Source organism: Massilia sp. LC238 (assembly GCF_000735635.1).
GTDB classification, from domain to species: Bacteria; Pseudomonadota; Gammaproteobacteria; order Burkholderiales; family Burkholderiaceae_D; genus Telluria; species Telluria varians.
On sequence record NZ_JNNN01000045.1, the window covers coordinates 1 to 25566 of the forward strand.

Consider the following 25566-nt stretch of genomic DNA (forward strand, 5'->3'; position numbering starts at 1 on the left):
GCATCCGCATTCGGCGCTCGGCTACAAATCGCCGCGCATGTTTAGGAAAGAGCGACGCCGTCAGGCTCTGGAAACTGACGCTAACTAAGCATCAGGCTGTGTCCGGGAAAAGCGGGGCAAGATCATTCAGCAACTTCGACAAGTACCGCAACCTGTTCGTCTACGACGCGGCCGGCACCACCCTGCTGTACGTGCTGGCCATCACCGACAACCTCGGCGAGGTGAAGACCCGCGGCCTCGACCTGTCGGTGGCCTACCGCATGCCGCGCACGCGCTTCGGCAACCTCAGCGTCAACTTGGATGGCACCTACGTCAACAAGTACGACTACCAGAATGAGCCGGGCGGACCGTTTACCGAGAACGCCGGGCGCTATGCCGACGCCACCCCGGTCTTCCGCTGGCGCCACAACCTGCTGTTCACCCTGGCCCGCGGCGACTGGAGCTTCAACCTGGCCAACCGCTTCATGTCGCACTACACCGACCAGAACACGGCGGTGGCGCCGGAATTCTTCAACAAGGTCGGGCATTACTCGACCTGGTCGCTCTCGGCCACCTACACCGGCAACAAGAAGGCCGAGCTGACGGCGGGCATCAGGAACCTGTTCGACGAAGAACCGCCTTTCACCAACCAGGTCACCAACTTCCAGCTGGGCTACGATCCGCGCTACACCGACCCGCTCGGCTTCACGATCTATGCGCGCGTGACCTACCGCTTCTGAGGGCACCTGTAGGGACGAAAAAAAAAAGCCGGCCCGCGTCAAGCGCGGGTCGGCTTTCTCTTGCGGAAGGTGCGCGTCAGGCGGTGCCGCCCACGGTCACGCCGTCGATGCGCAGGGTCGGCTGGCCGACGCCGACCGGCACGCTCTGGCCTTCCTTGCCGCACACGCCCACGCCCGAATCCAGGCGCATGTCATTGCCGATCATGGAGATATTGTTCATCACTTCCGGGCCGTTGCCGATCAGGGTCGCACCCTTCACCGGATAGCTGATCTTGCCGTTCTCGATCATGTAGGCTTCACTGGCCGAGAACACGAACTTGCCGTTGGTGATGTCGACCTGGCCGCCGCCGAAATTGACCGCATACAGGCCGTTCTTCACCGAGGCCAGGATTTCTTCCGGATCCTTGTCGCCCGCCAGCATGTAGGTGTTCGTCATGCGCGGCATCGGCAGGTGGGCGAAGGACTCGCGGCGCGCATTGCCGGTGACCGGCATCTTCATCAGGCGCGCATTCATCGTGTCCTGGATATAGCCCTTCAGGATGCCGTCCTCGATCAGGGTCGTGCACTGGGTCGGGTTGCCTTCGTCGTCCATGTTGAGCGAGCCGCGGCGGTCCTGCAGGGTGCCGTCGTCGACCACGGTCACGCCCTTGGCCGCGACGCGTTCGCCGATGCGGCCGGCGTAGGCCGAGGAACCCTTGCGGTTGAAGTCGCCTTCCAGGCCGTGGCCCACCGCCTCGTGCAGCAGCACGCCGGGCCAGCCCGGGCCGAGCACGATGGTCATCGGGCCGGCCGGCGCCGGACGCGCTTCCAGGTTGACGCAGGCCGACTTCACCGCTTCGGTCGCGTACTTGTCGAGCAGCTCGTCGCTGAAGTAGCCGTAGTCGTAACGCCCGCCGCCGCCCGAGGAGCCGACTTCGCGGCGCCCGTTCTGCTCGGCAATGACGGTGACGGACACGCGCACCAGCGGACGGATGTCGGCCGCCAGCACGCCGTCGCTGCGCACCACCAGCACCACGTCGTATTCGCCGGCCAGGCCAGCCATCACCTGCACCACGCGCGGATCCTTGGCGCGCGCCATCTTTTCCACGCGCTCCAGCAGTTTCACTTTCGCCGTCGCGTCGAGCGAGGCGAGCGGATCGTGCGGCAGGTAGAGCGAGCGGCCGCCGGTCGGGCGCGCCGCGGTGGCGATCTTCACCTTGCCGGCGCCTGCGCGGGCGATGGTGCGGGTGGCGGTCGCCGCGTCCAGCAGCGCCGCTTCGGAAATGTCGTCGGAATACGAAAAGGCCGTCCGGTCACCCGACACGGCGCGCACGCCGACGCCCTGGTCTATCGAGAAGCTGCCGGTCTTGACGATGCCCTCTTCCAGGCTCCAGCCTTCGCTCTTGGTGAACTGGAAATACAGGTCGGCGTAGTCGACCTTGTGCGTGAACATCGAGCCCAGCGCATTGAGCAGCTTGCCCTCGTCGAGGCCGAATGGCGTCAGCAGCACGTCGCGTGCGACAGCCAGGGAGGAAAGGTTCGGTTCGAATGGTTTCATTTTGCGGTCGGTCGTTCGTTTGGAAAGTCCATTTTGCCATATCCGGGCACTTCGTACCGGACACGAGACACGGTTCGGCTGAGCCGGCCGCCAGACGCGAACCGGCGTTTACATCTTGCGGTGCTTCAGCGCCGGCAGGCTCTCGCGCACGCTGGTCAGGAAATCCTCGTCGAGGGTGCCGCTGATCACGCCCTCGCCCTCGCGCAGCACCGCCTTCACTTCGCCCCAGGGGTCGACCAGCATGCTGTGCCCGAAGGTGCGGCGGCCGTTCGCGTGCAGGCCTCCTTGCGCCGAGGCTAGCACGTAGCACTGATTCTCGATCGCCCGCGCGCGCAGCAGCACTTCCCAGTGCGCGAGACCCGTGGTGTGGGTGAAGGCGGCCGGCACGATGATCAGGGCGCACTCGCCCATCGCCCGGAACAGTTCCGGAAAGCGCAGGTCATAGCACACCGACAGGCCGACCCGGCCGAACGGCGCCTGGAAACTGCCCACGCTTTCCCCCGGCACGATGGTGCGCGCCTCGTCGTAGGACTCGCTGCCCTTGTTGAAGCCGAACAGGTGGATCTTGTCGTAGCGGCTGACCGGCTTGCCCTGCGGGTCGTAGACCAGGGTGGTGTTGAGCACCTTGCCGTCCACCTTCGATACCAGTGGCAGCGTGCCGCCCACCAGCCAGATGCCGTGCTCGCGCGCCAGCTGCGCCATGCAGTCCTGGATCGGGCCGGCGCCCTCCGGTTCGGCCTGCGCCACCTTGTCGCTGTCGCTCATGCCCATGATCGGCCAGTATTCCGGCAACGCCACCAGCTGGGCGCCGTCAAGCGCCGCCTGCGCCACCAGCCGGCGCGCGGTCGCCAGGTTGTCTTCCACCCGCGGGGTGGACACCATCTGCACTGCGGCTACCTTGCTCATGTCCTTGTCACTCCTTCTTCGGATTGGGGCGCGCGCCAGGCTGGGCCTGGGCCTTGGCCTGGCTTGGCGCCGGCGCGGGATTGTCGATCTTGGTGATGGTCGGGGACCGCCACGGTCCGGAAATCTGCATCTGGTAAGTCAGCGCCTTCATCACCGGCGCGCGCAGGAACAGCTGCGCCAGGTAGCTGCCGATGCCGACGATCGGGTTGACCGCCAGGCCGTACACCAGCGGACCGGTGCCGAGGTTGAATTCGGGGATCACGACGACCCGCAGGTTGGTGGTCTCGTGGGCGATGTCGGCAGTCCCGTCCATCAGGATGGTCGCCGCCACCCCGTGCATCTTGAGGTTGTCGGTACGCAGCACGCCACGCTGGATCAGGGCATTGGCGCTGATGCCGTCGAAGGCCAGGCCTTCCGAGAACACATCGTGGAAGTCGAGCTTGAGCAGGCGCGGCAGGGCCTGCAGGCTGAGCACCCCGAGCAGCTTGGCCGCGCCCGGGTCCTGCTTCAGGAACTGGCCCGATTCGACGTTCATCTCGATCTGGCCCGACAGGCTCGGAATGTCCAGGTCGTAAGGCAGTCCGCTCCAGGAGATATCGCCCGACATCTTGCCCTTGCCGCGGCGCAGGGTTTCGGGGAAGCCAAGGCGGTCGAGCAGCTTGCCGGCGTCGTCGATGTCGAGCATGAAATTCAGGCTGGTGTTACTGCGCCCATCCTTGTACAGCCAGCGTCCGTTGGCCTTCAGCTGGCCGTCCGGGTTGTCGAGGCTGAGGCGGTTGATGCGCCATTCGCGCCCGGCCAGCGCCTGCACATTGCTGGCCTGCAGTTCGAGGCGGCCGAGGCGCTTGTTTGCGAGCTGGAACTGTTCGGCCACGATGTCGAGTGAGGGAATGGTGGCGCTGGCGCCGCGGTTCGATTCCAGCAGGTGCTTGACCTCGGCTTCGCTTGACTCCGGAATCACCAGCGAGGCCAGGCGCGCGGTCACCTTGCCGACACCCTGCCCTCCGCCGGTCTCGGCCCAGGTCACGTAGCCGCTCGCATGGCGCGAATGCAGGTTGGCCTGCCAGGTGTTGGCCAGGTGTGTGGCGCCCAGCACCACGTCGGCCATGCGGCGCTCGCCGATGGTCAGTTCGCCCACCCGGCCGCCGATCAGGGTCGGCATCACGTACTGGGCAAACCCGGCGCCGCTGCTTCCTTCTCCGGCGGCCTCCCCGCCCTCGTCCGCGATCGCCTTGCCGGCGGCGATCCAGCCGTCCGCGTTCAGCGCGCGCATGTTCACGTGGATCATCATGCCGCTGTCCGGCGCCGGCGCCGGCACGTTGACGCCGATGCCGCCGCGCAGCACGGTCCAGGGCGCGCGTCCCGTCTTCTCGCGCTGGTAGCGCGCAGCCACGCCCTCGCCCAGCGCGACGCGGATCTCGTCGCGCGCCACGCCGCCCACGGTCGGTTCGCCGGCGAGCACGAAGCGCAGCGGCAGGCTATCGGCCTCCGGCTTGTTGAGCGGCGCCGGCAGTTCCAGGCCCAGGCCGGCCAGGTTCGATTCGAGGGTGACGGTGCGTCGTCCTTCGCGCACCACCACGCTGCCGGTATATGGCGTGCTGCCCGCGAGGCGCTGCGCCAGCCGCCCCAGCGCCGGCGCCGGCGCGGTGCGGCGCATGCCTTCGGCGTTCAGCGTGCCGTGCAGGCGGATCGCGATGCTGCCGTCCTTCTGGGTGCCGCCGGACAGGCCCAGCGGCCCGCCCAGGAAGCTGGCGCCCACGCCGTTCAGGGCGACACCGCGCTCCCAGAATTCGATCTTCCCTTCCGCGGCCTGCAATGCCGGCAGTTCCGGGAACAGGCTGATGTCGTTGCCCAGCAGTTGCAGGCTGCCCTGCACCTTCGTCTCGGGCAGATGTGCCAGCGGCATGCGCAGCCGCAGGCCCAGGCGCGCGTTGCCGCCGGCGCGGGTTTCGTCGGTAAAGTGGCCGATCCATTCCGGCACCGGGCTGGCCGCCACGTAGCGCAGGAATTCCTGCAGCGGCGCGGCGGCGTTGCCGTCGATTTCGAGCATCATCTTCTCGTGCGCGCCCAGGTCGGGGATCACCGCTTTCACGTTGGACAGCGCCACGCCCATGGTGCGCAGGGTGTCGCCGCGGATTTCCATGCGCGCGCGGTCGAATTCGATGCGGCCGTTGATGTTCTCGGCCACCGGCCACTGCGGGGTGCCGTCGGGGTGGCGGTGGCCAGGGGCGTACTCGAGGCGCGCATTCTCGAGGCGGCCGGCGACGTGGAATTCGCCGCGGGCGCGCTCCAGCACATTATTGGCGCGGAACGGGAAGCCGGCCAGGTCGCCGCGCAGGCGCAGGCGCGCATCGCGCAGGGTGCCGCCCTGCAGCGCGTCGCTCAGCCAGTGGCCCAGGTGCTCGGGGGTGGCCAGCGGCAGGAAGCGCCCGACCGAGCCGATCGCGAAGCCGTCGAGCGTGGCGGTGATGTCGGCCGTGCCCGGCCCTGCCCGGCTGCCGTCCGGCAGCAGGGGCAGGCTATGGCGTCCGGACAGCGAGCCGGACAGCGCCCCCTGGGCGAAGGACAGGTTCTCGAGCTCGACCAGCAGCTGCTTGCCCGGGTCGAAATTCCAGCGCGCCTTCAGGGCGAGCCGGTCGAGCGGCATCGCGCTCTGCGCGAACCAGGCCGGCATGTGCAGGACCAGCGCGGTCGAGTCGACCGTCAGGCTACCGCCGTTCTGGCTGGCGTCGATGCTGCCGCTCAGGTTCTGGAAGCCGGGGGTGGCCGGACGCGGCGGCATGGCCGGCTGGCCGTCCCGTGCCGGCTGGGCCGGGCGCGCCGCCTGCGCATTGATGGCCAGGGCGGCGACGTCGCCGCGCAGGCGATAGCTGCGCAGCGCCGGATAGCGCCCTTCCCATTCGGCCGCCACGTCGAGCAGGCGGCCGCGCGGGGCGTAGTCGAGCAGCATCTGGCGCTGCTGGGGCGGCAGCGGCAGGTAGCCGGCCAGGGCGGCCAGGGCGCCGATGTCGAGCTGGCGCGCGCTCAGCTCGCCATATTCCGGCTTGCCCTCTCTGGCCGGGCGCCAGGTCTGTTCGAGCGTGGCGGGCGGCAGCGCGTGGCCGTCGCGGGTGGTGACGGAGAAATCTGTCAGGCTGATGGTGTGGCCGTGGGCGCCGAAGGTCGGCTTGCCTTCGTCCTTTCCCGGCAACATCTCCTCGCGCGCGGCCAGGCGTCCGGAGATGCGCGCCAGCTCGAGCGGCGCCAGGGTCGGGCCCAGGCGCGCGTTGACGTCGGCCAGGGCCAGGTCGGCGGTGAAGCCGGCCACCCTGGCCTGGTCGACGTTCAGCCAGGCGCGCACCGAACCGCGTCCGCTGGCCATCTGGAACGGCAGGTCGATATGCTGCTTCCAGGCCACCAGGTCGGCGCCGCGCAGGTCGGCATACAGCTCGCCCTTCCAGCGCGCGATGTCCGAGGGACGGGCGCCGAAACGGTGGCGGAAGCGCGCCCGCACGTCGAGCGGCTGGCCGAGCGCGCGCGGCGGGGTGGCGCGCAGCGCGAAGCGGTGGCCGCCGCCGAAGCGGTTCAGCAGCGCCAGGGTCACGTCGGAGAGGGCCAGGGTCGGCCTGCCGCGCAGCTCGTCGGTCCAGTCGACCCGGCCGCCGCGGATCACGATCTCGCGCTGGCGCAGCAGCCAGTCGGCGCCGCGCCCGTCGTCCTTCTTGCTGGGGTCGAGCCGCACGCCGGCCACGCTGATGATGCCGTCGCGGCCGCGCCGCACGTCCAGCTGGGGACCGTTCACTTCGAGCGCATGCAGGCGCGGTTCCAGGGCGGCCAGGCTCCACCAGGACAGGGCCGCCGTGACCTTCGGCAGGGCCAGCAGCTGGCGTCCGCCGCGGTCGCTCAGGCGCACGTCGCCAAGCGTCAATACAGGATGGATGCCCTGCCACCCGGCTTCCAGGTGCGCGATGCTGACGCGGTTGCCGAGCGCGCGCCCGGCGGCCGTTTCGATGTCGCCTTTATACAGGTCGATGTTGGGCAGGATGGCGTAGCGCAGCACCAGGAACAGCAGCGCCAGGCCGAAATACAGCAGCAGCACCAGCTTGATGGCAAACCCGAGGAAATGGTGCGAGGCCAGGTTCGCATAGCGGTAGCACGCGCGCAGCCGATGCCAGCGCACGCGTGCTCCCTCGATCGCTGGCCGGTGAACGGCCGTCGCCTGCGGGTCCTGGTTGTCCATCAAGGTACTCAAAAAGGCTCGCCGTAAATGTAATTCTCTAATAACAGATAGTTGCAACAGCCGCGGCGTCTACCTTACCATCGTGCTGACCTCTAGGCTCCCAGCAGCACGGCGGGCAATTCTACCGCACGAATGCCTGCCGGACGGCAAAAACCCACACCGGATCGACACCATGCACCCAGCTTCGCCGTCCGTACGTTCCCGCTTCCTCCAGCGCTGGCTCGGCGCCGACCCCGCCCGCCCCGCCCTGCTCGACGGGGCCTGCTGATTATCCCTGTCCAGCGTCGACTTCGGCGCCTTGTTGGCGCGCGAGCTCGACGCTGGCCTGCCCCTGCCGCGGGCCATGCGGCGCCTGCGCAACCTGCTCGTATGCGGCCTCATCCGGCGCGACCTGGATGGCCTGGCCGACCTGGACGAGGTGGTCACCGCCATGACCCGCTTCGCCGACTTCGCCATCCGCACCCACACCGAGGCCTTGGGCGCGGAACTGGTCGCGGCCCACGGCATGCCGCTAGGGGAGGAATCCGGCCGGCCCCAGCAGCTCATGGTGCTGTCCATGGGCAAGGGCGGCGGCGGCGAGCTGAACGTGTCTTCCGACATCGACCTGATCTTTGTGTACCCCGAGGACGGCGAGACCGCTGCCGGCCCCGGCCAGCGCCAGCTGTCCAACCACGAATTCTTCGTGCGCCTCGGCCGCCGCCTGATTGCCGCCCTGTCGGAAATCATCGAGGACGGTTTCACCTTCCGCGTAGACATGGCGCTGCGGCCCAACGGCAATTCGGGCCCGCTGGCGGCCAGCCTGGCGATGGTCGAGGAATACCTCATTGTGCAGGGCCGGGAATGGGAGCGTTATGCCTGGGTCAAGGCGCGCGCGGTCACCGGCGACGCGGAGGACATCGCGGCGCTGGACGCAATCGTGCGTCCCTTCGTGTTCCGGCGCTACCTCGACTTCGGCGTGATCGATGCGATCCGCAACATGCACGCCCAGATCCGCGCCGAGGTCAAGCGCCAGGAGCGCCTGCACCCCGAGCGCAGCCACAACGTCAAGCTGGGCCGCGGCGGGATCCGCGAGATCGAGTTCCTGGCCCAGGTCTTCCAGCTGATCCGCGGCGGGCGCGACCCGGCGCTGCGCGAGCGCTCCACGCGCGCTACCCTGCGCCTGCTGGCCGAGCGCGAGCTGCTGTCCCAGGACACGGTGGCGCGCCTGCTCGAGGCCTATGCTTTTCTGCGCAACCTGGAGCACCGCCTGCAGTACCTGGACGACGCCCAAACCCACACCCTGCCGGCCAACGAGGAAGACCGCCTGACGGTGGCGCAGATGATGGGCCTGCCCGACGTGGCGACCCTGCTGGCGCGGATGGAGGAACAGCGTACGTACGTGGCCGCCCAGTTCGACGCGATTTTCGCAGACAAGGCCGAGCCCGCCGATTCCGAGACCACGCTTCTCGCCGACGACCCGGAAAACCGCGACGCGATCGCGTCCCGCCTGCTCGAGCTCGGCTACGACGACCCGCCCGGTGCGGCGGCGCGCCTGGTCGCCACGCTGCAGGGGCCGCGCCTGAGCAGCCTGCCGGAGGCGAGCCGCGCCAGGCTGCTGGCGCTGGGCGACGCCGCCCTCGGCCAGATCGCCACCGTGGTGCGCGAGGCCGGGGTCGGCAACCACGCCGCCACGCTCGGGCGCCTGCTCGACTTTTTCGAAGCCATCGCACGCCGTTCGGCCTACCTGGCGCTGCTGACCGAATACCCGCACACGCTCGAGCGCGTGATCCGGATGATGAATGCCAGCGGCTGGGCCGCCACCTTCCTGACCCAGCACCCGATCCTGCTCGACGAACTGCTGGACGACCGCAACGAGGGCGCTGGCGACATGGGCCAGCTGGCGGCCAGCCTCGACGAGCAGCTGAACGCCGCCGCCGGCGACACCGAGCGCCAGCTCGACATCCTGCGCGAAGCCCACCATGCCCAGCTGTTCCGGCTGCTGGCCCTGGACCTGGCCGGCGAGCTCTCGGTCGAGCGCCTGGCCGACCACCTGTCCCTGCTGGCCGACACCATCGTCGGCGCCACCATCCGCCACGCCTGGCGCGCGATCGCCAGCCGCCACTGCGAGGTACCGCGCTTCGCCGTCATCGCCTACGGCAAGCTGGGCGGCAAGGAGCTCGGCTACGTATCCGACCTCGACGTCATCTTCCTGTTCGACGACGAGGACGACATGGCGCCGTCCAACTACGCCAAGCTGGCGCAGCGCTTCATCACCTGGAACACGGCCCATACGGCGGCCGGCATCCTGTTCGACATCGACACCGCGCTGCGCCCGGACGGCGCCAGCGGCATGCTGGTGTCCACCGTGGCCGCCTTCGAGCGCTACCAGCACGAATCGGCCTGGATCTGGGAACACCAGGCCCTGACCCGGGCCCGCTTCTGCGCCGGCGACGCCGCCATCGGCGCCCGCTTCGAACGCATCCGCGACGCGGTACTGCGCAAGGACCGCATCAGCCAGGAACGGCAGCTCAAGGACGAGGTGCGCGCGATGCGCAAGCGCATGCGCGACGCCAACGTGAATTCCGGCGCCCTGTTCGACCTCAAGCAGGACGAAGGAGGGATGATCGACATCGAGTTCATCGTCCAGTACCTGGTGCTGCGCCATGCGGCCAGCTACCCGCAATTGACGGCGAATGCCGGCAACATCGCCCTCCTGAAGCTTTCCGGCGAGCTCGGCCTGATCGACCCCAGCCTGGCCGCGGAGGCGGCAAGCGCCTACCGCGCGATGCGGCGCCTGCAGCACCAAGTGCGTTTGCAGGGCCAGGAAAAGGCCCGTGTCGATCCGCAACTGCTGGGCGGCCACCCGGATGCGGTGCGGCGCCTGTGGCAGGCCTGTCTGGGCGACTGATTACCCATCCGGCATGCCCGCTCCGGACTGGTGCAGGCGCCTCGTTTCCATGCAAATCGACCTTGCGGCGCACGTTCATCGTGCGCCGTCTTTCTATTGACTTTTGGGTCAGAAATTTACATCGAGTAACTGTTGTTTTTAGGACAGTTTTGACCTCTTCGTATATTGACTCTGGTCAATGTACGGTGATCTTATACAGTTGTGTATGCACTTCGGCATCGTTGTTTACCCGCAGCATGCTAGGCCGCACAAGTTGCAATTTTTAAAACATAAATCCGCGTCCCGTCCAAGACGCAAAGATGGAGAACACATGCAACAACGAACCAAGATCGCGTTGGCAGTCGCCGTCGCCCTTCAGTCCATGGTTTCCGTCGCTCAGGCTCAAGAGGTCCTGCAGCGCGTGGAAGTCACTGGCTCGCGCATCCGCCAGGTTGACCTGGAAACCTCGCAGCCGATCCAGGTGATGACCCAGGAGCAGATCCAGAAGACCGGCCTGGTCACTGTCGGCGACATCATCGCCAATATGTCGTCGGCCGGTTCGCCGGCCTTCAGCAAGGGCGGCTCGCTGACCTCGAACCGTGAGAACGGCGGCCAGTACGCCAACCTGCGCAACCTCGGTTCCCAGCGCCTGCTGGTGCTGGTCAACGGCAAGCGCTGGACCCAGACCGTGGCCGGCCTGACCGACATGTCGACCATCCCGTCGTCGATGATCGAGCGCATGGAAATCCTGAAGGACGGCGCTTCCTCGATCTACGGTTCCGACGCGATCGCGGGCGTGGTCAACATCATCCTGAAGAAGTCGATGGAAGGGGGCCAGGTCAGCCTGTATACCGGCCGCAACGAAAGCGTGGCCGATGGCCGCAACAAGGACTTCTCGCTGAGCTACGGCGCCGGCAACGACAAGGCTTCGCTGATGTTCGGCCTGTCGCACACCGAGGCGGGCGCCGTCTGGTCGCGCGACCGCGAGTTCACCGCTTACTCGCGCACCAACGAATTCCCGCTCGAAGGCCTGGGCGGCGGTCCGTGGGGCCGTATCCGCCAGGTCTCTGCCTCCGGCGGTGCGACCGGCTTCGACCGCATCCTGAACCATACCGGCGACCAGCTCGGCGAAGGCATCGGCCAGGATTCGCGCAACCCGGCCAACTACCACAACGTCGTGGGCGGCGCCCCGATCGCGGCCGACAACTTCAACACCACGCGCCAGATGGTGTTCGCGATGCCGACCAAGCTCGACACCATTTTCACCAAGGGCGAACTGCAGCTGCCCTACGACATGCGCTTTACGACCACCGCGATGTACGCCTCTCGCAAGGGCGTGTCGACCACCGCCGGCTATCCGCTGAGCTCGACCTCGCAGAGCAAGTACCCGGTCTACATCGACAAGGACAGCTACTACAACCCCTACGGCAACCAGGTGGCCGGCGCCGGCCAGGGCCAGGACTTGTTCTTCTACCGCCGCACCATCGAGGTGCCGCGCGTGACCGAGAACACCAACCGCACCCTGCACATCGACGCCACCCTCGAAGGCAGCTTCGAACTGCGCTCGATGCCGTTCAACTGGAGCGTGGGCTACAACCACAGCAAGGTGGACGGCGACACCCAGGCCACCGGCAACCTCAACCTGCTGAACCTGAAAAAGGCCCTGGGTCCGTCCTTCCGCAATGCGTCCGGCGTGGTCCAGTGCGGCACCCCCGGCGCCCCGATCCCGCTGGCGGACTGCACCCCCTGGGACATCCTGGGCGGCCCGTCGGCCTCGACCCCGGAAGCGCTGAACTACGTCATGTCAGTCGGCGGCTACACCTACGGCAGCAAGGTCGACAGCGCGACCGCCGACGTCAGCGGCGAACTGTTCCAGCTGCCGGCCGGCGCCCTTGGCGCCGCAGTCGGTATCGAACACCGTACCGTGGAAGGCTGGGACCTGCCGGGCCAGTTCAACCGTTCGGGCTTCTCGACCGACCTGGCCGGCAACCCGACCACCGGCCGCTACACCGTGCGTGAAGCCTACGCCGAGCTGAACATCCCGATCCTGAAGGGCCTGCCCCTGGTCGAATCGTTGTCGGCCAACCTGGCGACCCGTTATTCGGACTACAGCAACTTCGGTTCGGCCAACAACAGCAAGGCCAGCTTCACCTACCGCCCGATCAAGGACCTGATGTTCCGCGGCACCTGGGCGGAAGGCTTCCGCGCCCCGACCGTGGGCGACTCCTTCGGCGGCGGCCAGCAATCCTTCGACTCCTACCTGGATCCGTGCGACACCGTCTACGGCGACGCGGCGCGCAACCCCACCGTGCTGGGCCGTTGCAACAGCGGCATCGGCGGCGTCCGCGGCACCCCGGCGGCCTTCCGCCAGAAGACCCAGACCGGCGCCAGCATCACTTCCAGCTCGAGCGTGCAGACCTCGGTGCCGTTCAACGTCAACGCCGGCAATGCATTCCTGCAGCCGGAGACCGCGGTCACCCGCACCCTGGGCACGGTGTTCAACCCGTCCTTCATTCCGGGCTTCTCGGCGGCGATCGACTGGTACAGCATCACGATCAGCAACCGCATCGTTTCGGTGTCGTCGAACTACGTCCTGGGCGAGTGCTACAACCAGGGCCTGGCTGACTTCTGCTCGCTGGTCACCCGTGACGCAACCGGCATGGTCACCGACGTACGCCGCGGCAACGCCAACCTGGGCCAGGTGAAGACCGAAGGCGTGGACGTCGAACTGCGCTACCGCCTGCCGCGCTTCTCGTGGGGCCAGGTCAACCTGCGCAGCGAAACCACCTACCTGGACGAGTACTCGACCAAGAGCAACGCGACCGCGCAGTGGATCGACTTCTCGGGTGACTATGACCTGCATCGCTGGAAGTCGAACTTCACCACCGACTGGTCGCTGGGCAACTGGAGCGCCACCTGGGGTGTCCGCTACCTGAGCGATGTCACCGACAGCTGCCTGAGCATTCCGAACCGTTGGCAGTGCAACGAGCTGACCACCGTCCGTCCGGGCGCTACCGCACCTGGCGCGAACCGCCTGGGTTCGCTGGTGTACCACGACATCAGCGCTGGCTACAAGTTCGCCTGGAACGGCAACGTGCGCGTCGGCGTGAACAACGCTTTCGACAAGAAGCCGCGCTTCACCGTCCTCGGCGCAGCGTCCTCGACCTACGTGGACGCCGACCTGCCGATCGACCGCTTCATCTACGTGCGCTACAACCAGGCATTCTGATCGCATAGTTAGCGGTACCAGCGCAATTTAATTGCGTAGCGAGCCCGTCCGGCGCAAGCCGGGCGGGCTTTTTTGTATTTGAACAAGCGATATGCAAGTGTCAATAGTTAATTCAATCGTGCGCGTAAGTACACAATTTAGCAACAATTGAGTGATTAACAACCCTGATTCCGTTGACAGTCATGCGCACCGAATGCTTTGATTGCTGACTTGAAAGTAATTCCAGTTAAAACATTGACTACTTTCAGGTGGTCGATAGACCTTCCCGGTGGCTTTGCTGCAAAACGGCATGGCTGCGTTTTCACCCAAGGAGTTTGGCAACATGATGGAAAAAATCTTGTCCCAGTCGATCCGCGTGATCTGCCTGGGCGGCATGACCCTCGGCATGACCGCCGCAATCGCACAGGAAGCTTCGCAGCCGCTGCAGCGCGTTGAAGTGACTGGTTCCCGCATCCGCCAGGTTGACCTGGAAACGGCACAGCCGGTCCAGATCCTGAACCAGGAACAGATTCAGAAAACCGGCCTCGTCACCGTCGGCGACATCCTGAACAACCTGTCTTCGGCCGGCGCGCCTGACTTCAGCCGCAGCGCCTCGCTGACCTCGAACACGGAACAGGGCGGCCAGTACGTCAGCCTGCGCAACCTGGGCTCGAACCGCCTGCTGGTGCTGGTGGACGGCAAGCGCTGGACCCAGACCGTTGCCGGCTACACCGACCTGTCGACCATCCCGTCGGCCATGATCGAACGCATGGAAATCCTGAAGGATGGCGCTTCGTCGATCTACGGCTCGGACGCGATCGCAGGCGTGGTGAACATCATCCTGAAGAAGAACATGGAAGGCGGCCAGCTGAACCTGTACACCGGCGCCTACGATGAAGGCGACGGCCGCAACAAGGACTTCTCGCTGACCTACGGCGCCGGCAACGACAAGGCGTCGCTGATGTTCGGCCTGTCGCACACCGAGCAGGGCCGCGTCAGCCCGATGACCCGCGAGATCACCGCGAGTTCCTACGGCCCGGGCCACTACGGCGACGGCTTCGGCGCTTCGCCATGGGGCCGCATCACCCCGGTCAGCGCATCGGGCGGCTCGAACACCAGCGCAGCCAACGGCGGCTTCAACCGCATCCTGAACCATACCGGCAACTGGGACGGCAAGGGTGTCGGCGCCAACTCGCGCGACCCGAACAGCTACCACGCCTACACCGGCGTCAACGAGGACAAGTACAACTCGACGCAGGACATGGACCTGATGTCGCCGAACAAGCTCGACACCCTGTTCATCAAGGGCGAGCTCGCGCTGCCGAAAGACATGCGCTTCAAGACCACCGCGATGTACTCGCAGCGCGAATCGACCCGCCAGATCGCCGGCTATCCGCTGCAGTCGACCAGCCAGGCCAAGTACCCGGTCTACATCGACAAGGACAGCTACTACAACCCGTACGGCAACCAGGTACAAGGCGCCGGCCGTGGCCAGGACCTGTTCTTCGCCCGCCGCACGATCGAGCTGCCGCGCCTGACCGAGAACGAAAACCGCACCCTGCACATCGACGCGACCCTGGAAGGCGAATTCAACTTCCGCGACACCGCCTGGAACTGGGACATCGGCTACAACCACAACAAGGTCTCGGGCATCTCGCGCGACAGCGGCAACATCAACCTGCTGACCCTGAAGCGCGCCCTCGGCCCGTCGTTCATGAACGCCTCGGGCGTGGTCCAGTGCGGCACCCCGACCTCGCCGGTCCCGCTGGCTGACTGCGTCCCTTGGGACATCCTGGGCGGCCCGTCGGCTTCGACCCCGCAGGCACTGGCCTACGTCAACACCTCGGGCGCCAAGACCTACGGCTCGACCATCAACAGCGCCACCGCCAACATCGGCGGCGAAGTCTGGCAGCTGCCGGCCGGCGCCCTGGGCGTGGCAGTCGGCGTCGAGCACCGCGAAGTCAAGGGCTCGGACGTGCCTGACCAGTTCTCGCAGTCGGGCTACTCGACCAACCTGTCGGGCCTGCCTACCTACGGCCGCTACACCGTGCGCGAAGCCTATGCTGAAGTGAACATCCCGGTGTTCAAGGCCCAGCCTTTCGCTGAGCTGCTGAGCTTCAACCTGGCCACCCGCCACTCGGACTACAGCAACTTCGGCGTGACCAACAACAGCAAGGCCAGCTTCATGTACAAGCCGGTCAAGGACCTGCTGGTCCGCGGTACCTGGGCAGAAGGCTTCCGTGCACCGACCCTGGACGACATCTCGGGCGGCGGTTCGCAGTCCTTCGACACCTTCCTGGACCCGTGCGACACCAGCTTCGGCGAAGCTTCGCGTAACTCGGCAGTGGCAGCGCGTTGCGCCAGCGGCTTCGCCGGCGTGCGTGGCACCCCAGCGAACTTCCGCCAGCTGCGCCAGGCAGGCACCCCGATCACCAGCACCTCTGGCGACCAGTCGCTGGTGGCGTTCTCTTCGGGCGCAGGCAACCAGTTCCTGACCCCGGAAACCGCGGTCACCAAGACCGCCGGCTTCGTGTACAGCCCGTCGTTCCTGAGCGGCTTCAGCGTGGGCCTGGACTGGTACAACATCAAGATCGCCAACCGCATCACCGCGATCGGCGCATCCTACGTGGCCAACCAGTGCTACATCCAGGGCGACGCCAACTTCTGCAGCGTGATCCAGCGTGACCCGGTCACCGGCCAGATCAACCAGCTGTCGCGCGGCAACGCCAACCTGGGCCAGATGGAAACCGAAGGCCTGGACCTGGCGATCAACTACCGCTTCCCGCGTAGCGCCTACGGCCAGTTCGGCCTGCGCAGCGAAACCTCGTACACCGACAAGTTCCGCACCCGCAGCAGCTCGGCCAACGAGTGGAACGAATACGCCGGCGACTACTTCTACAACCGCGTGAAGTCGAACAACTCGATCGACTGGAGCATGGGCAACTGGAGCGCCACCTGGGGCTTCCGTTACTTCAGCCCGGTCAAGGACCAGTGCTGGACCTCGACCGTCGAGTGCAACATGCCTAACGTCGAAACCGCTTCGTTCGGCACCGGCGCCAACAAGCTGGGCTCGGTCACCATCCATGACCTGAGCGTCGGCTACAAGACCGCGTGGAACGGCCGCATCCTGCTGGGCGCGAACAACATCTTCGACAAGAAGCCGCGCATCGCCTACAGCACCCAGGCTAGCGGCGCCGCGGTTGACGTCGACCAGCTGCTGGACCGCTTCATCTACGTCCGCTACACCCAGAACTTCTAATGGTGTAGCGCGCGGAACCCGCAAGGGTTCCCGTGACGACAATGCCCGCCAGGCTAGCCTGGCGGGCATTTTTCATTGGGCGCGAGTATCATGGCGGATTGCGCAGAAAACGAAGACCCTAATGGCAATCAAACTCAAGAACGACAAGGACATCGCCAAGATGCGCGTGTCCGGCCGCCTCGCCGCCGAGGTGCTGGCGATGATCAAGGAATACGTGGTGCCCGGCGTCTCCACCGAGGAGCTCGACCGCCGCTGCCACGAGTACATCCGCAAGGTGCAGAAGGCGACCCCGGCCAACGTCGGCTACCACGGCTTTCCCAAGACCCTGTGCACCTCGGTGAACGGCGTGGTCTGCCACGGCATCCCGAGCGACAAGGAAGTATTGAAGGACGGCGACATCGTCAACATCGACGTTACCGTGATCAAGGACGGCTGGCACGGCGACACCAGCCGCATGTACTTCGTGGGGGAGCCCGCCCCGCAGGCGAAGAAGCTGGTCGACACCACCTACCAGGCCATGATGGCCGGCATCCGCAAGGTGGCCCCGGGGGCGCGCCTGGGCGACGTCGGCCATGCGATCCAGAAGCTGGCCGAAGGCGCGGGCTTCTCGGTGGTACGCGAATACTGCGGCCACGGCATCGGCCGCGTCTACCACGAAGAGCCGCAGGTGCTGCACTATGGGCGCCCGAACACCGGCCTCTTGCTCAAGGAAGGCATGACCTTCACCGTCGAGCCGATGATCAACCTGGGCGGCGCCGACGTCGACCAGCTCGAGGACGGCTGGACCGTGGTCACGGCGGACGGCTCGCTGTCGGCCCAGTGGGAACACATGGTGGCGGTCACGAAGAACGGCTTCGAGATCCTGACGCCCTGGCCGGACGCCTGAACACCACGACCGGGGTCAGGTCTGACATCTGGACACGGGCTGAGCAGTACGATCGCGTAACGCATGAGTTCGTGTCCGAATGTCAGACCTGACCCCCATAAAAAAAACCGGCCGAGGCCGGTTTTTTTATACTGCTGCGCCAGGAATTACTTGGCGTTCATCAGGGCGACGGTGGTGTCCAGCATACGGTTCGAGAAGCCCCACTCGTTGTCGTACCAGGACGAGACCTTCACCAGGCGGCCCGACACCTTGGTCAGGGTCGCGTCGAAGTTCGACGATGCCGGGTTGTGGTTGAAGTCCACCGAGACCAGCGGGTCGGTGTTGTAGGTCAGGATGCCTTTCAGGGCACCTTCCGACGCCGACTTCATGATCTGGTTGACTTCATCGACGGTGGTGTCGCGCTTGGCGATGAAGGACAGGTCGACGATCGACACGTTGATGGTCGGCACGCGGATCGCGAAGCCGTCCAGCTTGCCGTTCAGTTCCGGCAGCACCAGGCCAACCGCGGCGGCGGCGCCGGTCTTGGTCGGGATCATCGACTGGGTGGCCGAACGGGCGCGGCGCAGGTCTTCGTGCATCACGTCGGTCAGCACCTGGTCGTTGGTGTAGGCGTGCACGGTGGTCATCAGGCCGGTTTCCAGGCCGATGGCGTCGTGCAGCGGCTTGACCAGCGGGGCCAGGCAGTTGGTGGTGCAGGATGCGTTCGAGATCACGGTGTCGGTCGACTTCAGCACGTCCTGGTTCACACCGAAGACGATGGTGGCGTCGACATCCTTGCCGCCCGGCGCCGAAATGATGACCTTCTTGGCGCCGCCCTTCAGGTGGGCCGAGGCCTTTTCCTTGGTGGTGAAGAAGCCGGTGCACTCGAGCACCACGTCCACGCCCAGCTCGCCCCATGGGATCTCGGCCGGGTTACGCTGTGCGAACACGCGGATCTTGTCGCCGTTGACGATCATGTTGTCGCCTTCGACGGTGACGGTGCCCGGGAACTTGCCGTGCGCGGTGTCGTAGCGGGTCAGGTGGGCGTTCGATTCGGCGTTGCCGAGGTCGTTGATCGCCACGATCTGGATGTCTTGCTTCTTGCCGCCTTCATAGAAGGCGCGCAGGATGTTGCGGCCGATGCGGCCATAACCGTTGATTGCAACTTTGATCGTCATTGCTTAGCTCCTGATTATAGAAAAAAAAACTTTTCGTACCGCAGATAAGGCAGATAGCAAGCGGGCCGCCCTGAGGCAGCCCGCTGAAACACTTTACGCCGCGATGACGCCCTTGGCCTTGGCCACGACGTTCTCGACGGTGAAGCCGAAGTGCTTGAACAGCACCGGCGCCGGCGCCGATTCGCCGAAGGTGTCGATGCCGACCACCGCGCCTTCCAGGCCCACGTACTTGTACCAGAAGTCGGTCACGCCGGCTTCGATCGCCACGCGCGGGATGCCGCGCGGGAGCACCTGCGCCTTGTAGGCGGCGTCCTGGCGCTCGAACACGTCGGTCGACGGCATCGAGACCACGCGCGCTGCGATGCCCTCGCCTGCCAGCGCGTCGGCGGCCTTCATGGCCAGCTCGACTTCCGAACCGGTGGCGATCAGCACCACTTTTGCATCGGCGGCGTCGCGCAGCACGTAGCCGCCCTTGGCCACATTGGCGATGGCGGCCGCGTCACGCTCCATGAACGGCAGGTTCTGGCGCGAGAAGATCAGGGTCGACGGGCCGTCCTTGCGCTGCACTGCCGCGCCCCAGGCCACCTGCGATTCGACGGTGTCGCACGGACGCCAGTTGTCCAGGTTCGGGATCAGGCGCAGCGACGAGACGTGCTCGATCGACTGGTGGGTCGGGCCGTCTTCGCCCAGGCCGATCGAGTCGTGGGTGAACACGAACAGCGAACGGATCTTCATCAGCGCAGCCATGCGCAGGGCGTTGCGGCTGTAGTCCGAGAAGGTCAGGAAGGTCGCGCCGAACGGGATGAAGCCGCCGTGCAGGGCGACGCCGTTCTGGATCGCGGCCATGCCGAATTCGCGCACGCCGTAGTTGATGTGGTTGCCCGGGATGCCCGAGCGCACCGCCACCGATTCCTTCCAGTTGGTCAGGTTCGAGCCGGTCAGGTCGGCCGAGCCGCCCAGGAATTCCGGCATGCTTGGCGCCAGGGCCTGGATCGCGTTCTGCGAGGCCTTGCGGGTGGCGATGGTTTCCTTCTTTTCCACGCAGGTAGCGATGGCGGCGTCCAGCACTTCATTGAAGTTGCCCGGCAGCTCGCCCTTCATGCGGCGCTCGAATTCGGCGGCCAGTTCCGGGTGTGCGCCGCGGTATTGTTCGAACTTGGCGTTCCATTCGGCTTCCATCTGCGCGCCGCGCTCTTTCGCGTCCCAGGCTTCGTAGATCTCGCCCGGGATGTCGAACGGGATCGGATCCCACAGCAGGTGCTGGCGCACTGCCGCGATTTCCTTGTCGCCCAGCGGGGCGCCGTGGACCTTGTCGCCGCCTTCCAGGTTCGGTGCGCCCTTGCCGATGATGGTCTTGCACATGATCAGGGTCGGACGGTCCGAGCCCTTGGCCTGCTCGATGGCGGCGGACACGTCGGCGACGCTGTGGCCGTCGATCTGGCCGATCACGTTCCAGCCGTAGGCTTCGAAGCGCTTGCGGGTGTCGTCGGTGAACCAGCCTTCCACGCGGCCGTCGATCGAGATGCCGTTGTCGTCGTACAGCCAGATCAGCTTGTTCAGGCGCAGGGTGCCGGCCAGCGAGGCCACTTCGTGCGAGATGCCTTCCATCAGGCAGCCGTCGCCCAGGAAGGCGTAGGTGTAGTGGTCGACCACGTCGTAGCCCGGGCGGTTGAATTCATAGCCCAGCAGCCATTCGGCCAGCGCCATGCCGACCGAGTTGGCGATGCCCTGGCCCAGCGGACCGGTGGTGGTTTCCACGCCCGGGGTGATGCCCACTTCCGGGTGGCCGGCGGTCTTCGAATGCAGCTGGCGGAAATCGCGCAGGTCGTCCATCGTCAGGTCGTAGCCGGCCAGGTGCAGCATCGCGTAGTGCAGCATCGAGCCGTGGCCGTTCGAGAGCAGGAAACGGTCGCGGTTGAACCAGCCCGGATTGGCCGGATTGTGGCGGTAGTGCTTGTCCCACAGCGCGACGCCGATCTCGGCCATGCCCATTGGCATGCCCGGGTGGCCCGAGTTGGCTTTCTGGACAGCGTCCATCGCCAGCGCGCGGATCGCGTTGGCCATCAGGGTGGTGGTTTGCGTAGATTTCATGAGCTTACGGTGGTCTGGATTGGAAAGCGGTGGCGTGCAGCTAGGCCGTAACCCGGTATTTTAGCAGACCAAGGTGCTGCCGAATTAAAATGCAGGTTTTCCCTCTCCATAAAGAGCCGCATGCCCCGCTTTTATTGCCCCGCCCCGCTCGTGAGCGGCGCCACCGTCGACCTGCCCGAGACCGTCGCCCACCACCTGCACGTGCTGCGCATGCAGCCGGGCGACGCCCTCACCCTGTTCGACGGCAGCGGCGGCCAGTATGCCGCCACCCTGGCCGACATCGGCAAGCGGCGCGCCAGCGCGCTGCTGGGCGCCCATGAACCGCTCGACGTGGAACTGCCCTACCCGATTACCCTGGCGCAGGGTCTGCCGGAAGGCTCGAAGATGGACTGGATCATCGAGAAGGCGGTGGAGCTGGGCGTGGCGCGCATCGCACCGCTGGCGGCGCGCCGCAGCGTGGTGCGCCTGTCGGGCGAACGCGCGGAAAAGCGCCACCTGCACTGGGAAGGCGTGATCGTGTCCGCTTCCGAGCAATGCGGGCGCAACCGGCTGGCGCAGTTGGCCCCGGTCATCGACTTCGGGCGCTGGATCGCCACGCCCTCCTCCGCGCCGCGCATCCTGCTCAGCCCGCGCGCGACCACCTCGCTGGCCGAGTGGGCGCGCGCCGCAGGCCCGCAGGCCGTGAGCCTGATGGTCGGTCCGGAAGGCGGCTTCACGGCCGAAGAGGAAGATGCGGCCATCGAGGCGGGGGCGATCGCCCTGTCGGTCGGCCCGCGCGTGCTGCGCACCGAAACCGCGGCGCTGGCGGCGGTGGCGATGCTGAACGGGCTCTGGAACGGCATGTGATTTTTACCATCCGGTAAAAAATCCTGCCTATATATAGGCTTGCCGCGGATATAAAAAAACCGGCCCCTCGCGGGGCCGGTTTCATGCGCTGAGGCTCGTTGGATCAGAACGAGTAGCGTGCGCCCAGGTACAGGCGGCGCGGGTCGAGGAAGGCGTTCGACTGGCCGAACTGGTACTTGCCGGTCGAGTTGACCAGGGCCTGGGCCGCGGTACCCGACTGCTTGTCCAGCACGTTGAACAGGTCGACGAAGAATTCGACCTTCTGGCTGCCGGCCAGCTTGTAGGTGTACTTCAGGCGCATGTCGAAGGTGTAGTACGACGGGCCGGTCTGGCTGCCGATCGAACCGGCCTTGATCCAGGTATCGGTCACACCGCCGAAGGTGTACTCGTCGTCCATCTCCGGCAGGTAGCGGCCGGACACCAGCTGCGAACGGGTGTACAGCAGGCCGCTGTTCCAGTTGAACACGCCGCTGATCTCGAGGCCGTTGTCGAAGTAATAGGTACCGTAGCCCTTGAACTGGTGCTTGATGTTGCCAGGCTGCGGACCGTAGGCGTTCGGCGCACGCGGATCCAGCGCGACCCAGTCACCCTGGAAGTCAGCGTTACTATCCGAGTTGGTATTGCCCTTGGCTTCGTTCCAGGTATAGGACACCGAACCCATCCAGTTGTTGCGCTTGGCCTTGGTCAGGCTGACCTCGACGCCCTGGTAGTCACGCTTGCCGCCGGCCAGCGTGCCCAGCACGTAGTTCGAGTTCGGCTTCGAGGAGTAACCGAAGTACGAGTACGGCAGGTAGAACGGCGAACCCGGACCGGCATGGCTGGCGACCGTGTTGTCCGGATCCGAGTACAGCTCCAGGTCGTAGTCTTCCAGGATGTCGCGGGTGCGGCGCTTGGTGTAGGCGATCGACGCGGTCCAGTCGCGGCCGATGTTGGTCGCGTAACCGAGCATGAACTCGTCGGTGTACGGCGTCTTGGTGGTCGGCGCGAACACGGCATCCGGCTGCTTCTCGCCGCCGCGGGTACGGAAGGTCACCCAACGGTCGCCCACGAAGACCTGCTCTTCCTGCACCGGACCGGTCAGGTTGCCGGCGAAGTCCGACATGTTGGTGCGGATCGGATCGTAGTAGCGGCCCAGGAAGCCCCAGATCTTGCTGCGGCCTTCGCCGGTCGGGTCGTACACCACGTTCAGGCGCGGAGCCAGCTTCCACTCGAACTTGGCCGACTGGTTGCCCTTCGAATCCTTGTGGGTCCACTCTTCGGCGCGCACGCCGGCGCCGATGGTCAGGTTGCCCTTGGTCCAGGTGTCCTGCAGGTAGGCGGCCTTGCCGGTCGCTTCCACGGTGTAGGGCGAGGATTGCGCTTCGCGGATGCGGTACAGGTTGACCTGGCCGTGCGGGTTGCCGGCGGTGCTGCCGAAGCGCATCGCACGGACTTCTGCATCGCTGATGCTGCCATCGCGGTTCGCGTCGAGCAGGCTGTAGAAGTAGGCGCGGTCGGTGGCCGACGATCCGTTGATCGCGTCGATGATACGCGGAATGTCGCCAACGACGACCGGACGGCCGGTCCAGTTGGAGCTGGCGGCGGCCGCTTCGGCGAACGAGACGTTGCCCTGCGGCGCATTCATCGACTGGTACTGCGCCTTCTCGGTGCCGGTGTAGCGCGAGTCTTCGAAGTACTCGTTCTTCGAGGTCAGGAAGCCGCCCTTGATGGTATGGGTGCCCGAGTTGGCGGTCTCCCAGAAGTACTCGGCGGTCAGGCCGATCTCGTCACGGTTACGTTCCGTGATCGTGTCGGTACCGAAGCCGCCCAGCTGCACCTGGCGCAGCGTCGGGGACGGCGGGGTACGGAACAGGATGGTATTGCGCGTCGACGGGTCGGCCGCGAAGTCCGACACTTCGCCTTCATGGCGGAACGCATACGCCGTCACGCGCAGGTTATCCATGTCGCGCGAATACTGGACGTTGTAGTTGTTGCCGCCCTGCTTGCGACGGGTGTCGCGGTTGTTCAGGGTGGTGGCGGTGGTGGTGCCGGTGGTTTCGGTCGGGTCGTTGAAGAACGAGGCCACCAGGCGGTCGTTCTCGGTCGCCTGCCAGGTCACCTTCAGGAAGCCAAGGCGGTCGTCGCGGTTGACGGTACGCATGAATTCGTTGGTGTCCGAATTGACCACGTCGGTCTCGCGCGCCTTCTTCTGGTAGGAACCGAAGAACCACAGCTTGTCCTTGATGATCGGACCGCCCAGGGTCACGGCCGCGTCGTAGGTCGAGAAGCCCGACGAGACGGAGTTCTTGTAGTCGGCGACCAGGTTGTCGTTCTGGAAGTAGTAGTTGATCGAGCCGTGGTATTCGTTACCGCCCGACTTGGTGATCACCTTCGAGACCAGGCCCGAACCGCCCGCGTATTCCGCCGGGATGCCGCCGGTCAGGATCTGCTGTTCCTGGATGATTTCCGAGTTGATGTTGGAGCCGAAGGTGCCGGTGCTCGGGTCGGTGACGTCGACGCCGTCCAGGATGTAGACGTTGTCCGACGAGGAGCCGGTGGCGCCGCCGATGTCGGAGTAGTTCACGCCCGATTTCGACGATGGGTTGCCGCCGGCCGAAGGCTTGACGCCCGGGACCAGCTGCAGGTAGCTCTGGTAGTTACGGCCGGTCGGCAGCGATTCCACCACGCCCAGGTTGAGGATGGTGCCCACGGTAGCCGAGGTGGTGTCGACCTGCACCAGGCGCGAACCGGTCACCACGACCTGCTGCGCGCCCGGCGTGCCGGCGGCGTCGCCGCCGATCGAGTAGGCGACCAGCGGGTTCTGGTTCGAGACCACGGCGACGTTGGTGGCGGCGAAATTCGAATAGCCAGGCGCGACCACTTCGACCTTGTAGTCGGTAGCCGGGTCGAGGCCGGCGATACGGACGGTACCGTCGGCTTCGGTCGTGCCGGTCTTGGTGACCAGGCTGCTCGGCGAGCTGACGCGCACCGTTGCGCCAGCGACCGGCTTGCCCCCTGCGCCGGTGATGGCGATACGCAGGCCACCGGTTTCAGCGGCCAGGGCTGCGCCCATGAAGCACATGCCGATTGCCACCGAAATCGCCGAACGACGCAGCATGGTCGCCTTCGACGTTTGTTTTACCGTATGCAACATAACTCTCCCATTCCTTTAGAAGCTAATTTTTTTAAGATCAGAGCATTGCAAGCGCAGAGCCCCGACGCACCGGCCGCGTTATTGCATTCACGGTCCGGCGCTTGCCTGCCCCGGGGATCCAACCTCTCTCCCGACTGGCAAAAAGAGGAATATTCATTCCTCGTTTCACTGGTTGTGCCAGCTCAACTTCCACATAGAATCACAGGCAAAGTTGTGCCGTCAATAATATCTGTTGGAAATATGCATACTTACAACACTCTTGGCTTTCTGCTTATGGCTGTCGCATGAAAGTGCCGTTTTTGCGGCGATGCAGCATAGAATGTGCGACGAAATCATGGAAATCCAGATAAAAACACGGCTTTTGGCGTCATTACAGAATTTACTACATGACAACACGAGCATGCCGAATTTTATAAACTTTGAGCGCAGCAATTATGCGTATGAGAAACATTCATAAACTTGATCGATTTATGGCTCGTAACGCCGAAATGGATTTTTCCGGCAATCGCTTACTGACGAAAAATTCATCTATGCTCTGCCATGGTGCATTCGATTCACAGGGAATAAAACCGCCCACTGCGATAATGAAAGCACTTCCAGCTCGATGCCCTGCAAGCGGGCCCCGTCATGGTGCATTTTTGGGGAAATAAAAAGCACAAGGCCGTGCCTGCATTGCAGGACACGGCCTTGTCGTTGATGTGGTGCCTTCGGCTCGAAGGCCAGCTGCAGGCCCAGCTCC

Annotated in this window: 12 protein-coding genes; 6 read left to right on the forward strand and 6 right to left on the reverse strand. The window is 65.4% G+C overall.

Features of this window, described 5'->3' with window-relative positions:
• The first annotated feature begins 98 nt into the window (after positions 1-98).
• The gene (locus FG94_RS12265; RefSeq protein WP_036211883.1) at positions 99-719 is read left to right on the forward strand and encodes a TonB-dependent receptor domain-containing protein; all 621 of its coding nucleotides are present in this window, start codon (positions 99-101) and stop codon (positions 717-719) included.
• Between the two features lie 76 nt (positions 720-795).
• On the opposite strand, the gene tldD is transcribed toward FG94_RS12265, so the two are convergent.
• The 3 genes from tldD to FG94_RS12280 form a co-directional block, all read right to left on the reverse strand.
• The gene (tldD, locus tag FG94_RS12270) at positions 796-2256 is read right to left on the reverse strand and encodes a metalloprotease TldD (RefSeq protein ID WP_036211885.1); all 1461 of its coding nucleotides are present in this window, start codon (positions 2254-2256) and stop codon (positions 796-798) included.
• Positions 2257-2364: 108 nt separating this feature from the next.
• The gene (locus FG94_RS12275) at positions 2365-3162 is read right to left on the reverse strand and encodes a carbon-nitrogen hydrolase family protein (protein ID WP_036211889.1); all 798 of its coding nucleotides are present in this window, start codon (positions 3160-3162) and stop codon (positions 2365-2367) included.
• A gap of 7 nt (positions 3163-3169) precedes the next feature.
• A complete protein-coding gene (locus FG94_RS12280) occupies positions 3170-7381 on the reverse strand; it encodes a YhdP family protein (RefSeq protein WP_036211892.1) in 4212 nt (1403 codons plus the stop codon).
• A gap of 343 nt (positions 7382-7724) precedes the next feature.
• Here FG94_RS12280 and glnE point away from each other — a divergent pair, with 343 nt between their 5' ends.
• The 4 genes from glnE to map all read left to right on the forward strand — a co-directional run bounded on the left by glnE (position 7725) and on the right by map (position 17600).
• Entirely contained in the window at positions 7725-10268 is a 2544-nt protein-coding gene (glnE, locus tag FG94_RS12285; RefSeq protein WP_229445935.1) for a bifunctional [glutamate--ammonia ligase]-adenylyl-L-tyrosine phosphorylase/[glutamate--ammonia-ligase] adenylyltransferase, read from the forward strand.
• A 310-nt stretch (positions 10269-10578) separates the two neighbouring features.
• On the forward strand, positions 10579-13476 hold the full coding sequence (locus tag FG94_RS12290) for a TonB-dependent receptor domain-containing protein (protein ID WP_036211895.1): 2898 nt from the start codon (positions 10579-10581) through the stop codon (positions 13474-13476).
• 322 nt (positions 13477-13798) lie between these two features.
• Positions 13799-16714: a TonB-dependent receptor domain-containing protein gene (locus tag FG94_RS12295; protein ID WP_051996583.1), complete on the forward strand. Its 2916-nt coding sequence runs from the start codon at positions 13799-13801 to the stop codon at positions 16712-16714.
• Positions 16715-16835: 121 nt separating this feature from the next.
• Positions 16836-17600, forward strand: coding sequence for a type I methionyl aminopeptidase (map, locus tag FG94_RS12300; RefSeq protein ID WP_036211901.1), 765 nt, complete (start codon positions 16836-16838; stop codon positions 17598-17600).
• Positions 17601-17746: 146 nt separating this feature from the next.
• Here the strand turns inward: map and gap are convergent, their stop codons facing one another.
• Positions 17747-18757: a type I glyceraldehyde-3-phosphate dehydrogenase gene (gap, locus tag FG94_RS12305; RefSeq protein ID WP_027866900.1), complete on the reverse strand. Its 1011-nt coding sequence runs from the start codon at positions 18755-18757 to the stop codon at positions 17747-17749.
• A 93-nt stretch (positions 18758-18850) separates the two neighbouring features.
• Complete coding sequence (gene tkt, locus FG94_RS12310) at positions 18851-20848, reverse strand: transketolase (RefSeq protein ID WP_036211904.1); 1998 nt, start codon at positions 20846-20848, stop codon at positions 18851-18853.
• 120 nt (positions 20849-20968) lie between these two features.
• Here tkt and FG94_RS12315 point away from each other — a divergent pair, with 120 nt between their 5' ends.
• The gene (locus tag FG94_RS12315; RefSeq protein WP_036211907.1) at positions 20969-21694 is read left to right on the forward strand and encodes a 16S rRNA (uracil(1498)-N(3))-methyltransferase; all 726 of its coding nucleotides are present in this window, start codon (positions 20969-20971) and stop codon (positions 21692-21694) included.
• 103 nt (positions 21695-21797) lie between these two features.
• Here FG94_RS12315 and FG94_RS12320 read toward each other — a convergent pair whose 3' ends face one another.
• Positions 21798-24791, reverse strand: a complete 2994-nt coding sequence (locus FG94_RS12320) for a TonB-dependent receptor (RefSeq protein WP_036211910.1) — start codon at positions 24789-24791, stop codon at positions 21798-21800.
• Positions 24792-25566: the final 775 nt, after the last annotated feature.

Bases quoted from the DNA above. Each gene is read 5' to 3' on its own strand.
- tldD (WP_036211885.1), bottom strand. From the start codon at position 2,256: ATGAAACCATTCGAACCGAACCTTTCCTCCCTGGCTGTCGCACGCGAC.
- FG94_RS12275 (WP_036211889.1), bottom strand. From the start codon at position 3,162: ATGAGCAAGGTAGCCGCAGTGCAGATGGTGTCCACCCCGCGGGTGGAA.
- FG94_RS12280 (WP_036211892.1), bottom strand. From the start codon at position 7,381: ATGGACAACCAGGACCCGCAGGCGACGGCCGTTCACCGGCCAGCGATC.
- glnE (WP_229445935.1), top strand. From the start codon at position 7,725: ATGCGGCGCCTGCGCAACCTGCTCGTATGCGGCCTCATCCGGCGCGAC.
- FG94_RS12290 (WP_036211895.1), top strand. From the start codon at position 10,579: ATGCAACAACGAACCAAGATCGCGTTGGCAGTCGCCGTCGCCCTTCAG.
- FG94_RS12295 (WP_051996583.1), top strand. From the start codon at position 13,799: ATGATGGAAAAAATCTTGTCCCAGTCGATCCGCGTGATCTGCCTGGGC.
- map (WP_036211901.1), top strand. From the start codon at position 16,836: ATGGCAATCAAACTCAAGAACGACAAGGACATCGCCAAGATGCGCGTG.
- gap (WP_027866900.1), bottom strand. From the start codon at position 18,757: ATGACGATCAAAGTTGCAATCAACGGTTATGGCCGCATCGGCCGCAAC.
- tkt (WP_036211904.1), bottom strand. From the start codon at position 20,848: ATGAAATCTACGCAAACCACCACCCTGATGGCCAACGCGATCCGCGCG.
- FG94_RS12315 (WP_036211907.1), top strand. From the start codon at position 20,969: ATGCCCCGCTTTTATTGCCCCGCCCCGCTCGTGAGCGGCGCCACCGTC.
- FG94_RS12320 (WP_036211910.1), bottom strand. From the start codon at position 24,791: ATGCTGCGTCGTTCGGCGATTTCGGTGGCAATCGGCATGTGCTTCATG.